The organism is Mycolicibacterium pulveris, assembly GCF_010725725.1.
Lineage (GTDB): Bacteria > Actinomycetota > Actinomycetes > Mycobacteriales > Mycobacteriaceae > Mycobacterium > Mycobacterium pulveris.
Map to the genome: position 1 here is coordinate 1,424,660 of NZ_AP022599.1, position 15,899 is coordinate 1,440,558.

The following is a 15,899-nucleotide window of genomic DNA, read 5'->3' on the forward strand; positions in this document are numbered from 1 at the left end:
CTGACTGAGAGGATGCCGCGTGCTGCACGGGATCGCACGGCTGGCCATCGCCGCGCCGCGTCGCGTCCTCGCCGTGGCCGCGCTGGCGACGGTGCTGGCGGCCCTCTTCGGCATCCCGGTGGCAAACCGGCTGTGTGCGTGCGGTTTCCAGGACCCCTCCTCGGAGTCGACGGAGGCGACCCAGCTGCTCACCGACAAGTTCGACCAGGGCGGCGTGGAGCTGCTCATCGTCGTCACCGCGCCCGACGGCGCCGACAGCGCAGCCGCGCGTGCCGCGGGCACCGCCATCGTGGAGCAGCTGAGCCGCTCCCCGCACGTCGCGACCGTGACCTCGGCCTGGACCGCCCCACCCCCGGCCGCGGCCCGGCTGGTCAGCACGGACGGCAGCTCCGGGCTGGTGATCGCGGGCATCCGCGGCGGGGAGAACGACTCACAGAAGTACGCCAAGGAGCTCTCCTCGGAGATCGCCCAGGACCGCGACGGCGTCACGGTGCGGGCCGGCGGCGTCGCGATGGTCAACGTGCAGGTCACCGAGCAGTCCCAGCGCGACGTGCTGGTGATGGAGATGATCGCGATCCCGCTCAGCTTCCTGGTGCTGGTGTGGGTGTTCGGTGGGCCGCTGGCCGCCGCGGTGCCGATCGCGGTCGGCGTGATGGCCATTCTCGGTGCGCTGGCGGTGCTGCATGCCATCACGTTCGCCACCGACGTGTCGATCTTCGCGCTCAACCTCACCGCCGCGATGGGGTTGGCCCTGGCCATCGACTACACGCTGCTGATGGTCAGCCGGTTCCGCGACGAGCTCGCCGAGGGCGCCGGCCGCGACGAGGCCCTGGTGCGCACCATGGTCACCGCGGGCCGCACGGTGGTGTTCTCCGCGACGACGGTGGCGCTGTCGGTGGCCGCGATGGTGCTGTTCCCCATGCGTTTCCTCAAGTCGTTCGCCTACGCAGGGGTGGTGACCGTGGGGTTCACGATGGTCGCCGCGCTGGTCGTGACGCCCGCGGCCATCGTGGCGCTCGGGGACCGGTTCGACGCGCTCGATGTACGACGGCTGCTTCGCCGCGTGTTCCGGCGACCCGCGCCCGTTCGGCGTCCTGTCGAGCGCCAGTTCTGGTACCGCACACCGAAATTCGTCATGTCGCGCGCGATTCCGATCGGGTTGGCGGTCGTCGCGCTGCTCGTGCTGCTCGGGGTGCCGTTCCTCGGCGTGCGGTGGGGTTTCCCCGACGATCGTGTGCTACCGGCGTCGGCGTCGGCGCATCAGGTGGGTGATCAGCTGCGCAACGACTTCGCCGCCAACTTCGAGTCCACGGTGACCGTGGTGATCCCCGACGCCGCCGGCGTCGGCCCCGGCGAGATGCAGCGCTACGCGGCCGGCCTGGCCCGGATACCCGACGTCGCCTCCGTGTCGCCGCCGGTATTCGCCGACGGCAGCGCGTTTCTCACCGTCGATAGTACGGCGCCGCTGTTCACCGACCGCTCCGAAGCCCAGCTCGACGCGCTGCACGCGTTGGCCGGCCCCGCCGACAGGCCCGTGCTCGTCACCGGGACCGCGCAGATCAACCGCGACAGCGTCGCCGCGATCACCTCGCGGCTGCCGCTGGTGCTCGCGGTGATCGCCGTCGTCATGCTGGGGCTGCTGTTCCTGCTGACCGGCAGCGTCGTCGTCCCGCTGAAAGCGTTGGTGTTCAACGTACTTTCGCTGACCGCCGCGTTCGGTGCAATGGTGTGGATCTTCCAGGACGGGCAGCTCGGCGCGCTCGGCACGACACCGACCGGCACACTGACCGCCAACATCGCCGTGCTGCTGTTCTGCGTCGCGTTCGGCCTGTCGATGGACTACGAGGTGTTCCTGGTCTCCCGGATCCGCGAGTTCTGGCTTTCATCCGGCCGCACCCGCGCCGACAACGACGAAAGCGTCGCGCTCGGGGTCGCCCACACCGCGCGCGTCATCACCGCGGCCGCGCTGATCATGTCGATCTCGTTCGCGGCACTGATCGCCTCCGATGTCTCGGTGCTGCGGCTGCTGGGCTTGGGGCTGACGCTGGCCGTGCTCGCCGACGCCACGCTGGTGCGGATGGTGTTGGTGCCCGCGTTCATGCACGTGCTGGGCCGGTGGAACTGGTGGGCGCCCAAGTGGATGACCTGGCTGCACAACCGCTTCGGCCTCGACGACGGCCACGGGGTGGTGAACCAACCCGACCCCCAAGTCGTGTCCAATAGGTGAGCGTCATTGCCAGCGTGCGGGGCGCCTTGCCGCGCCACCGCTATGCCCAGTCCGAGATCACCGAGGCCCTGCTCGCCTATCCCGGGTGGGAGGCGCATGAGGCGGAGATCCGGGCCCTGCACGAAAGCGCGCACGTCCGCAGCCGCCATCTCGTCGTGCCGCTCGAGGACTACCCGATGCTGATCGACTTCGGCGCCGCCAACGACGCGTTCATCTCCCACGCCGTTTCCCTCGGGGCGGCGGCGCTTTCGGGCGCGCTGCAGGACGCCGGGCTGGCGCCCGCCGACGTCGACGTGATCCTGACGACGACGGTCACCGGGATCGCGGTCCCGCCGCTGGACGCCCGCATCGCCGCGCGCGTCGGCCTTCGCCCCGACGTGCGACGGCTGCCGGTGTTCGGGCTGGGCTGCGTGGCCGGCGCGGCGGGCCTGGCCCGGCTCAACGACTATCTGCGCGGTGCCCCCGACGACGTCGCGGTGCTGCTGTCGGTGGAGTTGTGCTCGCTGGGCAAGAAGGTGAACCCGACGATGGCCACCATCGTCGGCAGCGCGTTGTTCGGCGACGGCGCGGCCGCCGTGGTGGCCGTCGGCGAGCGTCGCGCGTCGACGATCGCTGCGCGCGGACCCGACATCCTCGATTCCCGCAGCCATCTCTACCCCGACTCGCTGCGCACGATGGGCTGGGACATCAGTTCGGACGGAATGGAATTGGTGTTGGCGGCGGATCTGCCCGCCGTGGTCGAACGCTATCTCGGCGACGACGTCGCCGGCTTCCTCGCCTCACACGGGCTGACGGTCGAGGACGTCGGCGCCTGGGTGAGCCATCCCGGCGGGCCGAAGATCATCGACGCGATCGTCGACACCCTGGGGCTCCCCGACGACGCCCTGGAGCTGACCTGGCGCTCGCTGAGCGAGGTCGGCAACCTGTCGTCGTCGTCGGTGTTGTTCGTCCTGCGCGACACCATCGCCAAACAGCCGCCTCCCGGCAGCCCGGGGGTCGTGATCGCGATGGGGCCCGGCTTCTGCTCGGAGCTGGTCCTGCTGCGCTGGCACTGACATGCTCTGGTATCTGCTGCTGGTCGGCGCGATCGCGGTGGAGCGTGTCGCCGAACTGGTTGTGGCCCAACGCAACCTGTTGTGGAGCCGTTCCCGTGGGGGTGTCGAGTGGGGTGCGCGTCATTACCCGGCGATGGTTGCGTTGCACACTGGGTTGCTGGCCGGGTGTGTCATCGAAGTCGTCGTGCTGCACCGGCCTTTCCTTGCCTGGCTGGGCTTGCCGATGCTGGGGCTCGTGGTGGCCGCGCAAGGGTTGCGCTGGTGGTGCGTCGCGACGCTGGGCCGGCAATGGAACACCCGGGTCATCGTCATTCCCGGCGCCACCCGGGTGGATCGTGGGCCGTATCGCGTTGTGCCGCATCCGAACTACGTCGCCGTGGTGCTCGAAGGGATGGCGCTGCCGCTGGTGCATACGGCTTGGCTGACCGCCGTCGTGTTCACCGTGCTCAACGCGGCGCTGCTGCGGACACGGATCAAGGTGGAGAACGCGGCGCTGGCGGAGCTGAAGTGATCGACCTTCTGATCGCGGGCGGCGGGCCGGCCGGACTGGTCACCGCGTTGCACAGCGCCCGCGCCGGACTCGACGTCGTCGTCGTCGAACGACGTCGCGGCGTGATCGACAAGGCCTGCGGGGAAGGGCTGATGCCGCACACGCTGCGCCAGCTGGAACGTCTCGGCGTCGATCCGCCGGGGCGGCCGTTCCGCGGCATCCGCTACCTGGACGAGCACCGCAGCGTCGACGCGGCGTTTCGTTCCGGCCCCGGCCGCGGGGTGCGCCGGACCGCGCTGCACGCGGCACTGCGGGACGCGGTGATGGCGGTCGGCGTGCCGGTGTTCACCACGGAAGCCGGTGCGGTAACACAGGATTCGACGTCGGTGCGGATGGGCGCGCTGCGGGCGCGCTACCTCGCCGCCGCCGACGGGTTGCATTCGCCGATCCGCCGGTCGCTGGGGCTGGCGCGGCCGTCGCACGGCTCGCGCCGGTGGGGCATCCGCAGGCACGTGCGGATCGCGCCGTGGACCGATCACGTGGAGGTGTACTGGGCCTCCGGCGCCGAGGCCTACGTGACACCGGTCGCCGACGACTGCGTCGGCATCGCGATCCTGACGTCGCAGCGCGGCGGGTTCGATCAGCAGCTATGCGCCTTCACCGCGCTGCGCGACCGGATGGCCGATCACCCGCACGGGCCGGACATGGCCGCCGGGCCGTTGCGGCAGCGCGTCCGCGCACTGTCGACGGGTCGGGTGTTGCTCGTCGGGGACGCGGCGGGCTATGTCGACGCGCTGACCGGCGAAGGGCTCGGCATCGCCTTCGATGCGGCTCGGTTGCTGGTGAGCTGTGTCATCGCCGACCGGCCCGGCGAGTACGACCGGCAGTGGCGGCGAATGTCGCGCCGCTACCGGTTGTTGACGTCGGCGCTGGTGAACGCGGGTGCCTGGCGGCCGGTGCGGTCGCGGATCGTGCCCGCCGCGGCGGCGTTTCCGCGGGTGTTCGCGCTGGCCGTCAACCAGCTGGCCGACTGACGCGATTGAAAGATCTTGAATCGGGTACGCGCCCCTCATGTCCAAGTCGAAAACCGCCGCCGCCGCGCTCGCCGCACCCCTCGCCATCGCCATGTTGAGTGCCTGCAACGCCGAGGAAACCGCCGACCAGACCACCACGACCTCCCCCACGACCAGCCCCGCACCGGAGGCCGAGACGCTGACCACCGAGCTGCGGACCGCCGACGGCACCACCGTCGCCAACGCGACGATCGAGTTCACCGACGGCTACGCCACGATCACGCTGGAGACCGCCGAGGGAGGCAACCTGACACCCGGGTTCCACGGCTTCCACATCCACGCGATCGGCAAGTGTGAACCCAACTCGGTCGCCCCCGACGGCGGCGAACCCGGCGATTTCCTGTCCGCCGGCGGGCACCTGCACACGCGCGGACAGGGCGACGGCCATCCCGCCGCCGGCGACCTGACCCCGGTGGACGTGCGTTCGGACGGGTCGGCGCGCCTGGTCGCCACCTCCGATTCGTTCACGATCGAGGACCTGCGCGGATCGCAGGGCTCCGCGCTGATGCTGCACGAGCTGCCCGACAACTTCGCCAACATCCCGCCGCGCTACACCGTCAACGGCGTGCCCGGCCCGGACGCCGAGACGCTGGCCACCGGGGACGCCGGCAGCCGCGTCGCGTGCGGCGTGCTGGCCCCCGCGTCCGAGACGCCGGCGACCACCGATACGACGACCGTCACCGAGACGGCCCCGGTGGTCCCGCCGCCCGCTGAGACGACGCCGCCGGCCACCGAGCCTCCGCCGGCCACGGAGCCCCCGGCTGCGGAGACGGAAACCACCACGCCGACCACGACCGAGAGCCCGGCGACGACGACGCCCACCACCGTGGAGACGACGACGACCACGCCGGAGGAGGGGCAGCCGGGCGGGTGACCCCGGGGCGGGGTGACCCCGAGTCGATGCCCGGCGCCTCGTGCGGGCGCTGGCTCTCCGGAAGCCGTGGCGCGGCTATTGCCAAGCTATGAGCGAAAAATTCGCTCAACTACTACACGCGGTCCCGACGTCAGCGAATAATTCGCTCAGAGCTTGGCATTTCGGTATATGCACCCTAGAGGCGGGCACGCTCACGTGCGTTGACCCGTTCGCGCTGCGGCACCACAACGTATTTCGGGTCGCGGGTGGACGCGACGCCCGCCTCGAACACGGCGAACCGCTGCAGCGCGCTGCCCACCAGCAGCGCCGCCCCCGACACCGCCGTCACCGCGCGGCGCCTGCCGAGCACCGCCCCGACCGCCCCGCCGACGGTCAGGGCCTCCGACAGCTGACGTAGCCGGTGCGGCTTGCCGGTCGTGTACGCCTCAGCGGGCAGGCCGATCCGCTGTTCCATGACGCGCGACGCCGTCACCTCCACCGCGGCGCCGACGACGGCCATCCGCCGCGCCGGCCCGGTCTCGGCCGTCGGCGCCAGCAGCATGCCCAGCCCGCCGCCGCTGGCCGCGGCCGAGCCGGTGAACACGAACGGTAGATACGGGTGCGCCTCCCGCCACGCCGGAACCGCCGTCTGCGACAACAGAACCGCCGTATACGACGCCACCCCCGGCGCCGTCGCAGCCGCCCACAACCCCGCGGGCCGCGCCAACCGCGCGACCAGCCGGCCCAGCCGCGTGCGTCGCAGCCAGCTGGGCATCAGTTCGGCCACCGCGGCAACCCCTGAGCCGGGCCCGTACGCGCTCAGGATCCAGGTGCCGACGCTCATCGGCGAGCTCGGCTTGGCCACCCGCAGCATGTGGTGAAACCGTTCCGGGCGGCCCAGGTCGGCGATCAAGAAGTAGAGGCTGGCCAGCACCCCCGCCAGCGAGCCGATCCGCGAAACCTTGCGCAGCCCAGGCAGTCCCGTCAGGTCCGCGCCCGCGGCCAGCATCGCCGAGCCCGCCGACAGCCCGCCGGTGAACAGGTAGGCCGCGATCATCCAGTTCCACACCGGGGTCTTGAGGATCTGCTTGCCGTAGTAGGAGCGGAACTCCGCGCGCGGCACCGCCAGCTGTTCCTTCATCGGCGCCGCCCCGCGAAAGCCGACACCGCGATGCCCACCAGCGCCGACGCCGCGATCCCGGCGTAGCGCCACATCGCGGGGGCGTCGCGCGTGGGAACCACCGGATCCGGCGGCAACCCATACACTTCCGGCTCGTCGAGCAGCAGGAAGAACGCGCCGTCGCCGCCGACCCCGTCGTCGCTATCCTCGCCGTACAGCCGCGCTTCTGTGATGCCGCGGGCGTGCAAGTCCTCGACACGCCGGGCAGCCCGCTCGCGCAGTTCGTCGAGCACCCCGAACTGGATCGAGTCGGTGGGACACGCCTTGGCGCACGCCGGTTCCAACCCGTCGCGCAGCCGGTCGTAGCACAGCGTGCACTTCCAGGCGCGGCCGTCACCCTCGCGCCGCTCGATAACCCCGTACGGGCAGCCCGACACGCAGTATCCGCAACCGTTGCAGATGTCTTGCTGCACAACGACAGTACCGAACTCGGTGCGGAACAACGCACCCGTCGGGCAGACATCCAGACAGCCGGCGCGGGTGCAGTGCTTGCACACGTCGCTGCTCATCAGCCAGCGGAAATCGGTGCGGGTCTCGGCGCCCGATAAGTCGCCGGGCCGTTGCAGACCGGGCATGCCGAGGTCCACCGGGGCCTGCTCGACGAACGCAACGTGGCGCCACGAGTTCGCGCCCAGCTCACCGGTGTTGTCGAACGACGTGCCCAGCAGGTTGAACCCGTCGTCGGGCACGTCGTTCCATTCCTTGCACGCGACCTCGCACGCCTTGCAGCCGATGCACACCGAGGTGTCGGTGAAGAACCCGACCCGCGGCTGCTCGTCGTAGGCGGTCATGGCGTCTCCTCGGTGTGCTCGTCGGCGGCCTTGGTGGTGTCCAGCTGGGTTCCCGTCCCAATAGTGATACCCGCCCGGCGTCGGTATTCCTCGATGTACGAAAGCAATTCGGGTCCGCGGGGCCGACGGCCCGGCTGGATATCGCACGTGGCGACCTTGCTCTCCTGGATGAACACGTTCGGGTCGGCCACCACGCCGAGCAGATCGTTGACCACGTCGCCGTCGATCAGCCCGACGTGGCCCCAGTGGTAGGGCATCCAGATCTGGTGTACCACCCGGTCCTCGATCCGCAGCGGGCGCATCCGGTCGGTGACGAGCACCCGGGCGTCGACCGCGGTGCGGCTGGTGATGACGTGCGCCCAGTCCATGTGCGAAAGTCCGCGCAGCGCAGCGAGTTGCGGGGACACCTCGACGAACAGCTCCGGCTGCAGCTCGCTGAGATAGGGCAGCTGGCGGCTCATGCCGCCCGCGGTGTGGTGCTCGGTCAGCCGCGCGGCGGTGAACACGTACGGAAACACCTCGCCGTTCGGTTCCGGTGGCGACGGATTCGACGGGTTGTCGTCGCGTCCGTAGACTTTGCGCGCCGGATTGCCCTGCTGCTTGTACAGCGCGTTGCGCACCGGAGACTCGTGGGGCTCGTAGTGCGTGGGCAGCGGGCCGTCGAGCACGCCGCTGGGGGCGAACAGCCACCCCTTGCCGTCGGCCTGCATGACGAACGCGTCGTCGCCACGTAACGCATCCACGCCGACAGCGTCCGGATCAGGTTGGTAGCCCGGCGGTTTGGCCTTCTCGAAGTCCGGGACGTCGTAGCCGGTCCACTCGCCGACCCCGGCGTCCCACCAGACCAGTTTCTTGCGTTCGCTCCACGGCCTGCCTTGCGGGTCGGCTGAGGCGCGGTTGTAGAGCACACGCCGATTCATCGGCCAGACCCAGCCCCACTCGCCGGGCGGGCCGTGCCCGGTATGCGGGTGGCGGCGGGCGGCCTGGTTGACCTCGTCGGCGTACACGCCGCTGTAGATCCAGCAGCCGCATGCGGTGCTGCCGTCGGCCTTGAGTTCGGTGTAGCCGTTGAGCGCGCGCCCGGTGATCAGGTCCACGCCGTTGATGCGGCGCAGCACGTCCTCGGCCGAGGGTTCGTCGCCGTCCATCTCGTAGTCCCACGCCAGGTCCAGGATGGGGCGGTCGCGCTCATCGGTTGAGCGGGCGAGCTTTTCGCGGATCCGGCGGCCGAGGTGGTAGAAGAACCACAGCTCCGAGCGCGCGTCGCCGGGTGGTTCGACGGCCTGCTCGCGCCACTGCAGCATCCGCTGGGTCTGGGTGAACGTGCCGGACTTCTCCACATGCGAGGCGGCCGGGAACAAGAACACCTCGGTGCGGCAGGTCTGCGGGGTGATCTCGCCGGTCTCGATCTCGGGCCCGTCTTTCCAGAAGGTGGCGCTTTCGATTTCGACGAGGTCGCGCACCACCAGCCAGTCCAGGTTGGCCATGCCGAGGCGCTGCAGCTTGCCGTGCGCGGAGCCCACGGCGGGGTTCTGGCCGAGCAGGAAGTAGCCGAACACCTTGCCGTCAACCATGTCCATCACGGTGCGGTAGGTGCCGTGGTCGCCGTTGATGCGGGGCAGGTAGTCGAAGCAGTAATCGTTGTCGGCGGTGGCGGCGTCACCCCAGTACTCCTTGAGCAGCGACACCATGTAGGTATCGGCATTGCGCCAGAACCCTTTCTGGTATTTGCCGATGATGTCGTCGAGGTAGTCCGACAGCGTGGCGTGACCGGCCTGGGGCATCGCGAGGTAGCCGGGCAGCAGGTTGAACAGCGTCGGCACGTCGGTGGAGCCTTGGATGCTGGCGTGGCCGCGCAGCGCGATCACGCCGCCGCCGGGCCTGCCGATGTTGCCGAGCAGCAGCTGGATGATCGAGCCCGCGCGGATGTACTGCGCGCCCACCGAGTGCTGGGTCCACCCGACGCTGTACACCAGCGCCGAGGTGCGTTCGCGCCCGGAGTTTTCCGTCCACGCCCGCGCGATCTCGAGGAACTGTTCGGCGGGCACGCCGCAGATGCGCTCCACCATTTCGGGGGTGTAGCGGGCGTAGTGGCGCTTGAGGATCTGGTAGACGCAGCGCGGGTCCTGCAGCGTCGGATCGGCCGGAATCTGTTGGGCGCCTTCGATCGGGGCGCCGCCGGAACCGTGCCGTTCCGGCGCGGCCTCCTCCGAGTCCTCGGCGCCGCCCTCTTCGGTGTCGGTGGTCTGGTACTGCCAGCTCGAGGGGTCGTAGGAGGCGGTGTCGGGGTCGTAGCCGCTGAACAGGCCGTCGAGATCCTCGGCGTCGCGGTAGCGTTCGTCGACCAGGAACGAGGCGTTGGTGTAGGCGGTGACGTATTCGCGGAAGTCGAGCTCGTTGGACAGGATGTAGTTGATCACGCCGCCGAGGAACGCGATGTCGCTGCCCGCGCGCAGCGGGATGTGTTGGTCGGCCAGCGCGCTGGTGCGGGTGAAGCGCGGGTCGATGTGCACGACGCGGGCGCCGCGGGCCTTTGCCTCGACCACCCACTGGAACCCGACCGGGTGGGCTTCGGCCATGTTCGAGCCCATGATGACGATGAAGTCAGAGTTGGCGAGGTCTTGCTGGTAGTCCGTCGCCCCGCCGCGACCGAAGGAGGCTCCCAGACCGGGAACCGTGGCGCTGTGTCATATCCGCGCTTGGTTCTCGATCTGTAACGCGCCCAGGGCGGTGAAGAGCTTCTTGATCAGGTAGTTCTCTTCGTTGTCGAGGGTGGCGCCGCCCAGGCTGGCGATGCCCATGGTGCGGCGTAGCGTGTTGCGGTCGGCGTCGAACTGCTGCCAGCCCTTTTCGCGGGCGTCGAGCACCCGCTCGGCGACCATGTCCATCGCGGTGTCCAGGTCGAGTTCCTGCCACTCGGTGGCATAGGGCGGGCGGTAGCGCACCTTGGTCAGCCGCTGCGGGCCCGTGACGAGCTGCTTGCTGGCAGATCCCTTGGGGCACAGTCGGCCTCGGGAGATCGGGCTGTCCGGATTGCCCTCGATCTGGATGACCTTGTTGTCCTTGACGTAGACGTTCTGCGCGCAGCCGACCGCGCAGAACGGGCAGACCGAGTGCGCGACGCGGTCGGCGTCGACGGTGCGCGGGGTCAGCTCGGCGCTGCGCTTGGACTGGGCGGCCTGCCCGCGTCCCGTCGGATCCTGCCCCGTGAGCTGGCGATATACCGGCCACGACTGGAACAGTTTCTTGATCTGCATCAGCGCCTCCTACCCGCGACATCCCCGATCAAACCCGGGAACCGCGGAGAAGGCAATCAAGCGCGCCTAGTTGCGGCCCATCAGCGCGTCGCGCAGCCGGTCGACCAGCCCGGCGCCGGCTCCGAGAATCTTGTTGGCCGGCGGACGGTCCGGCGCCAACGGGTGTGGCCTGGTGGGCGCCATCTTCTTGGCCTGGTGGAACTTCTCGCTGAGCTCCTGCAGCTCGTCACCCGGGCAGGCGGTGCGAAGCTGAGGCAGCAGGTCTTCCTCTTCGTCCTTGATGTGATGGCGGATGTCGGCGATCAGCTTGCGGACGAGCTCGTCGTACTCCGAGTCCTCGGCGCCAGTCTTCTCGATGTCCTTCATGATCTCCTCGGCCTGCGAGTGCTCCTCGATCTCGTGCTCGACGAGCTCGTCGCCGTCGGGCAGTGCCCGTCGGGCCGTCGGATAGACGTACTGCTCCTCGGCGACGGCGTGCCGCACGATGCCCGCGATCACGTGGTCCACCAGATCCGGTTGGGTGCGCGGATCACCGCCGGATTCGATCTCGGTGAACACGCTCTCGAACTCGCGGTGGTCGGCGATGATGTCGTCGACGATGTTGCCCGTCACGGTGTCAGCCATGGTCCTCCTTCGTTCGTCCGCCGCGTACCCCCGGCCGCGGCGGCCAAACTCCTCGCGAGCGCGCAGCCTTGTAATAATTTGGCGGCCAGACCATACAAAGGTGAGCGCTCCGGCGATGGGTGTTCTACCCGCGCTGATCGCAAGAGTTGCGCGGCTGTCGAAATTACAATGCGGCGTCAGCCAACATCCCACACTCTCTTCAACGGAACCCGGCTACGAATGTCACCGCTCAGATGGTCGTAATGTTCTAACACTAGGTCAACGACGTCCTCAGACTGCCAAACCCGGACTCGCAACTGGTTGCTCTTCACAGCTTCTTGGGCTGGCTTTGTCAGCCCACCCCATGCAACGAGGAGGCCTTGGCGCGCACCATGGGTCGCCATAACTCCGTGCAATTGCGAGACCACCGGAGACCCTACTTGGCTTTTACCAGATTTAACTTGAACCAGGATCGGATCATCCAACCCGAGCAAGCCCCGGCCGGCGACGATGTCGATTCCGCCGTCTGGCCCCGGGGGCGATTGCATACAGCGCATTCCTTCTACTTGGAGCAACCCTGTCACGAGTGTGGCGAGGTCGTGGCCAGTGAACTCCTCCTCGATCTTGGTGGTGATTTGGTTTCGTGCGGCCTCTTCGATATCGGGAGCTAGTTCTGGCTCATCGACGACGTCAGTCGTGTCAGTACCTGGTGGTTGCTTGTGTTGATTCGAAATTGGAGATTTTGTCACTTGCCCTGGGTCGCTGCCGTGCTCGAGGAGGTGCGCCAATCGAGCCACTGCATTGCCCTTTCTCGGGCTGAAGATCGTGAGGGCGCTCCCTAGGGTGAACAGCAGGTCCTGCTTTACCGCAGAACGTGGAAGATCTTCGCGTTGCCAGTCGACTTTTACGACGTGCCGCTTACCGGGATCCGGTTCTTGTGCACGGTATTCGTACGGACCGGTAACACGACCGAGCGCGATCTGCTTGGTGGTTTTCATGGGCATAGCTAGGAGGTCGCCTGGCTTGATTCGCCCGCGAAGTGCCCACAGTTGCCCTGTAAAGTTCGCCAGTTTGCTTTCCGAAGCATCTTTGAAGGAGGCAGCGACGACTTGTGCGACTTCGTCACGTGTCGTGCACGGTGTCAGATCTGGCACTAATGCCCAGCCTCCGCCCGAGTACCCCGACTGGAGCGCCCAGGCGTCGCGCTCGCCGTGCCGGCCGGAACGGATTACCCATGCGTCTATCATCTCCTTGATTCCTCCTCGCCGACATCGACCATAGAACGTCCCAGTCCGATCGCCGGTGCACCAAAGGCATATTTCTGCTCAAGTCTTCGCGTTCGACTTCGGCTAGACCACCGTGCGTGTACCGTCGGCAGCCCGTCGCGTCACACCTCGGGCGTCGAGGTGTTCCAGCAGTGGCACCGCGACCCGGCGAGTGGTGTTCAGCGCGCGCCTGGCCTCGGCGACGGTGAACGGCTGCGTCAGCGTCGCCAACACCTCGGCCGCCCGGTCACAAGCGTCCGCGCCGAGCACGACGCCCTCGGCGATGCGGGTCAGCCGCTTCGCGCGCACCGCCGCGGCGAGCTCGCGCGGCCCGAGCTTGAGTTCACTGAGCTGATCGGCCTCCGGCGCGCGGAATGGCTCTTCCGCCAACCACTTTTCGACCGTGCGCACCGCATCGTCCACCCGCGGCGGCAGCGCCGCATCGGGGCGCCGCACCAACCCGTCGGCCACGATCAGACCGGTTCCGTCGAGCACCTCGGCCACCAGCTCCACCGCGGGCAGTTCGAGCTCTTGTCGCAGCGTCTCCAACGGCATGCCCGCGGCGATGTCGTGCTCTGCCGACCACCGCTTTACCGCCGCCGGTGCCTCGCGCCGCCGCTGCGCCCACCACCGCTCATCTACCACCCACTCGCCGACCCGCAGACCGTCGAGCGGAAAGCCCATGGCGCGCATTTCATCTACCCGCGCACACGCCGGCGGCCGTGCCCGCCCGGAAGCCAGCTCGCCGGCTCGCTCTCGCGCCGCCCCGCGCCGTCGCAGCGGCGGCGGGCGTACGTCGAGCACCTCGATACCCGCGGCGATGCGGTGCCGGCCGGGGTCGCGCAGCAACCCGACGTCGCCGACACGCAACGGCAACGGTCGCGCCAGTCGCAGCCGCGCTGCGGTCCCCAGCGGACGCACAGTCACCGGCACCGCCGTGGAACCGATGTGCAACATCAGGTTTCGGGGCAGCTCCTCTGATGCCCGCACCGAAACATCCACTTCGGCGGTGTCGAGCCACGCCCCCGGTGTACGTAGCGCGTCGCCGCGGCTGATCTCGCGGTGGTCCGCCCCGCGCAGGTTCACCGCGACGCGCGCCACCGCCGAAACGGACATTTCGGCACATCCCAGCGACTCCAACCCCCGCACGGTGTACCGCCGGCCCGCGTGCTCGACCTCGTCGCCGACCCGCAGTGTGCCCGCCCTCAGCGTGCCGGTGACCACCGTGCCCGCCCCGCGAATCGTGAACGAACGATCCACCCACAGCCGTACGTCGGCGTCCACATCCGGGGCAGGCAGCCGCTCGGCGAGCGCCACCAGCTCCGCCCGCACCGCATCCAGATCCGTGCCCAGCACCACGGGGGCATCCGGAAACCGTTGCCGGACTTGGCTGATGGCAATAATAGGGTCGGCGAGGTCGGCCTTGCTGATCACGACCAGCGTGTGCCGCACCCCCAACGCCTGCATCGCGGCGAAATGCTCCTCGGACTGTGGCATCCACCCCTCGGTGGCCGCGACCACGAACATCACCGGATTTTCCGGGGCTACCGCCCCAATACCGGCGAGCATGTTGGCCACGAACCGTTCGTGGCCGGGCACGTCGACGAACGCGAACGTCCGGCCCGCGATCTCCGTCCACGCGTAGCCGAGCTCGATCGTCAACCCGCGGCGCTTCTCCTCGGCCAGCCGGTCCGGCCACATGCCGGTAAGCCGTTGTACGAGCGTCGACTTCCCGTGGTCGACGTGGCCCGCGGTGGCTACGACATGCATGCCAGCACCGCACGCACCAGCGCGTCGTCGTCGTCCGGCCGCACCGTCCGCAGATCCAGCAGGCACCGGCCGTTCTCCAACCGGCCGACCACCGCCGGGTCGCCCACCCGCAGAGGTGCCGCACACGTTTCGGGCAGACTTACTGCCGCGCTTGGCAGTTCGACACCCGGCGCGCCACCGCCGCCGACTGCGGCGACACAGTCCACCGCCTGCGCGTCGGGCACCTGCGCGGCCATCCGCTCGGCCCGTAAGCGCAGCGACGCCACGTCGACCTCGAGCGCCTCCACCACCGGCGGAGGTGGGCCGGTCAGCGTCGCCTCCAGCGCCGCCAACGTGAGCTTGTCCACGCGCAGCGCCCGCGCCGCCGGGTGGCGTCGCAGCCGCTCGATCAACTTCGTCGTCCCGAACAGCAGCCCGGCCTGCGGCCCGCCGAGCAGCTTGTCGCCGCTGGCGGTGACGAGATCGGCGCCGTCGCGCAGCATCGTCGTCGCATCAGGCTCGTCGGGCAGCAGCGGATGCGGCCTCAACAATCCCGAGCCGATGTCGACCACCAGGGGCACGCCCAGGCCTGTCAGCTCGGAAACGCTTACCGCAGAGGTGAATCCGCTGAGCAGATAATTCGACGGGTGGACCTTGAGCACGAAGCCGGTGTCGGGGCCGATCGCGTCAGTGTAGTCGCGCAGATGGGTGCGGTTGGTGGTGCCGACCTCGCGGAATCGCGCGCCGGTGGACTGCATCAGCTCGGGCAGCCGGAACCCGTCGCCGATCTCGATGAGCTCGCCGCGGCTGACCACGATCTCCTTGCCCGGCGCCAGCGTCATCGCGGTGAGCAGCAGCGCGGCGGCGTTGTTGTTGACCACGTGCACGCCGCCCGCGGTGGAAACGGCGGCGGCCAGCGCTGCCAACGCGCCGCGGCCGCGACGCGCGCGTCGTCCCGTCTCGAGATCGAACTCGACGTCGGTGGCGCCCGCGGCGGTGACCATCGCGTCGACGGCCGCCTGCGACAGCGGTGCGCGCCCGAGGTTGGTGTGCACGACGACGCCGGTCGCGTTGATCACCGGGCGCAGGCTCGCGGCGCTGGTCGGCAACGCGGCGACGGCGTAGTCGGCCACCTGGTCGGGCGCGATCGTGCCCGACCTGGCCCGCTGCTGCGCGTCGGCGACGACGGACTTCACCAGGGAGCGACCCAGTGTGCGCGAGGCCGCGGCCAGGCGGGGGTCGGCCAGCAGCACGTCGGTGCGCGGCACCTGCCGGCGCGGATCGTCGGGCGATTTCGGCGCGCTCGTGGACTCTGCGGGGGCATCAGCGCGCCGAAATCGCCTCGTCATGAGGCCA

At 69.2% G+C, this 15,899-nt stretch carries 12 protein-coding genes; 5 read left to right on the forward strand and 7 right to left on the reverse strand.

Annotation, left to right across the window (positions count from 1 at the left end; all coding sequences use genetic code 11):
* The first annotated feature begins 19 nt into the window (after positions 1-19).
* From G6N28_RS07025 to sodC, 5 genes are read left to right on the forward strand one after another with little or no spacing between them, the layout of a single operon-like run.
* A complete protein-coding gene (locus G6N28_RS07025) occupies positions 20-2,227 on the forward strand; it encodes an MMPL family transporter (protein ID WP_163898601.1) in 2,208 nt (735 codons plus the stop codon).
* Positions 2,224-3,282: a type III polyketide synthase gene (locus tag G6N28_RS07030; protein ID WP_163898604.1), complete on the forward strand. Its 1,059-nt coding sequence runs from the start codon at positions 2,224-2,226 to the stop codon at positions 3,280-3,282. Before G6N28_RS07025 ends, G6N28_RS07030 begins: the two co-directional genes overlap by 4 nt.
* Position 3,283: 1 nt before the next feature.
* On the forward strand, positions 3,284-3,793 hold the full coding sequence (locus tag G6N28_RS07035) for an isoprenylcysteine carboxyl methyltransferase family protein (RefSeq protein ID WP_163898607.1): 510 nt from the start codon (positions 3,284-3,286) through the stop codon (positions 3,791-3,793).
* Positions 3,790-4,806 carry an NAD(P)/FAD-dependent oxidoreductase gene (locus G6N28_RS07040; RefSeq protein ID WP_163898610.1) on the forward strand — a complete coding sequence of 339 codons (1,017 nt, stop codon included), beginning with the start codon at positions 3,790-3,792 and terminating at the stop codon, positions 4,804-4,806. Before G6N28_RS07035 ends, G6N28_RS07040 begins: the two co-directional genes overlap by 4 nt.
* A 37-nt stretch (positions 4,807-4,843) precedes the next feature.
* Positions 4,844-5,719, forward strand: coding sequence for a superoxide dismutase[Cu-Zn] (gene sodC, locus G6N28_RS07045; RefSeq protein ID WP_163898613.1), 876 nt, complete (start codon positions 4,844-4,846; stop codon positions 5,717-5,719).
* A 175-nt stretch (positions 5,720-5,894) separates the two neighbouring features.
* On the opposite strand, the gene nrfD is transcribed toward sodC, so the two are convergent.
* The 7 genes from nrfD to selA form a co-directional block, all read right to left on the reverse strand.
* Entirely contained in the window at positions 5,895-6,839 is a 945-nt protein-coding gene (gene nrfD / locus G6N28_RS07050) for an NrfD/PsrC family molybdoenzyme membrane anchor subunit (RefSeq protein ID WP_163898617.1), read from the reverse strand.
* Entirely contained in the window at positions 6,836-7,669 is an 834-nt protein-coding gene (locus tag G6N28_RS07055) for a 4Fe-4S dicluster domain-containing protein (RefSeq protein WP_163898620.1), read from the reverse strand. Before G6N28_RS07055 ends, nrfD begins: the two co-directional genes overlap by 4 nt.
* Complete coding sequence (gene fdh, locus G6N28_RS07060) at positions 7,666-10,926, reverse strand: formate dehydrogenase (RefSeq protein WP_179962033.1); 3,261 nt, start codon at positions 10,924-10,926, stop codon at positions 7,666-7,668. The genes G6N28_RS07055 and fdh overlap by 4 nt, the downstream gene beginning before the upstream one ends.
* A 66-nt stretch (positions 10,927-10,992) precedes the next feature.
* Entirely contained in the window at positions 10,993-11,550 is a 558-nt protein-coding gene (locus tag G6N28_RS07070) for a hemerythrin domain-containing protein (protein ID WP_163898625.1), read from the reverse strand.
* A gap of 176 nt (positions 11,551-11,726) precedes the next feature.
* A complete protein-coding gene (locus G6N28_RS07075; protein WP_235674494.1) occupies positions 11,727-12,527 on the reverse strand; it encodes a restriction endonuclease in 801 nt (266 codons plus the stop codon).
* 351 nt (positions 12,528-12,878) lie between these two features.
* A complete protein-coding gene (locus tag G6N28_RS07080; RefSeq protein ID WP_163898632.1) occupies positions 12,879-14,564 on the reverse strand; it encodes a selenocysteine-specific translation elongation factor in 1,686 nt (561 codons plus the stop codon).
* On the reverse strand, positions 14,552-15,892 hold the full coding sequence (gene selA, locus G6N28_RS07085; protein WP_163898636.1) for an L-seryl-tRNA(Sec) selenium transferase: 1,341 nt from the start codon (positions 15,890-15,892) through the stop codon (positions 14,552-14,554). The genes G6N28_RS07080 and selA overlap by 13 nt, the downstream gene beginning before the upstream one ends.
* Positions 15,893-15,899: the final 7 nt, after the last annotated feature.

Bases quoted from the DNA above. Each gene is read 5' to 3' on its own strand.
- sodC (WP_163898613.1), top strand. From the start codon at position 4,844: ATGTCCAAGTCGAAAACCGCCGCCGCCGCGCTCGCCGCACCCCTCGCC.
- G6N28_RS07035 (WP_163898607.1), top strand. From the start codon at position 3,284: ATGCTCTGGTATCTGCTGCTGGTCGGCGCGATCGCGGTGGAGCGTGTC.
- selA (WP_163898636.1), bottom strand. From the start codon at position 15,892: ATGACGAGGCGATTTCGGCGCGCTGATGCCCCCGCAGAGTCCACGAGC.
- nrfD (WP_163898617.1), bottom strand. From the start codon at position 6,839: ATGAAGGAACAGCTGGCGGTGCCGCGCGCGGAGTTCCGCTCCTACTAC.
- G6N28_RS07070 (WP_163898625.1), bottom strand. From the start codon at position 11,550: ATGGCTGACACCGTGACGGGCAACATCGTCGACGACATCATCGCCGAC.
- G6N28_RS07075 (WP_235674494.1), bottom strand. From the start codon at position 12,527: ATGAAAACCACCAAGCAGATCGCGCTCGGTCGTGTTACCGGTCCGTAC.
- G6N28_RS07055 (WP_163898620.1), bottom strand. From the start codon at position 7,669: ATGACCGCCTACGACGAGCAGCCGCGGGTCGGGTTCTTCACCGACACC.
- G6N28_RS07080 (WP_163898632.1), bottom strand. From the start codon at position 14,564: ATGCATGTCGTAGCCACCGCGGGCCACGTCGACCACGGGAAGTCGACG.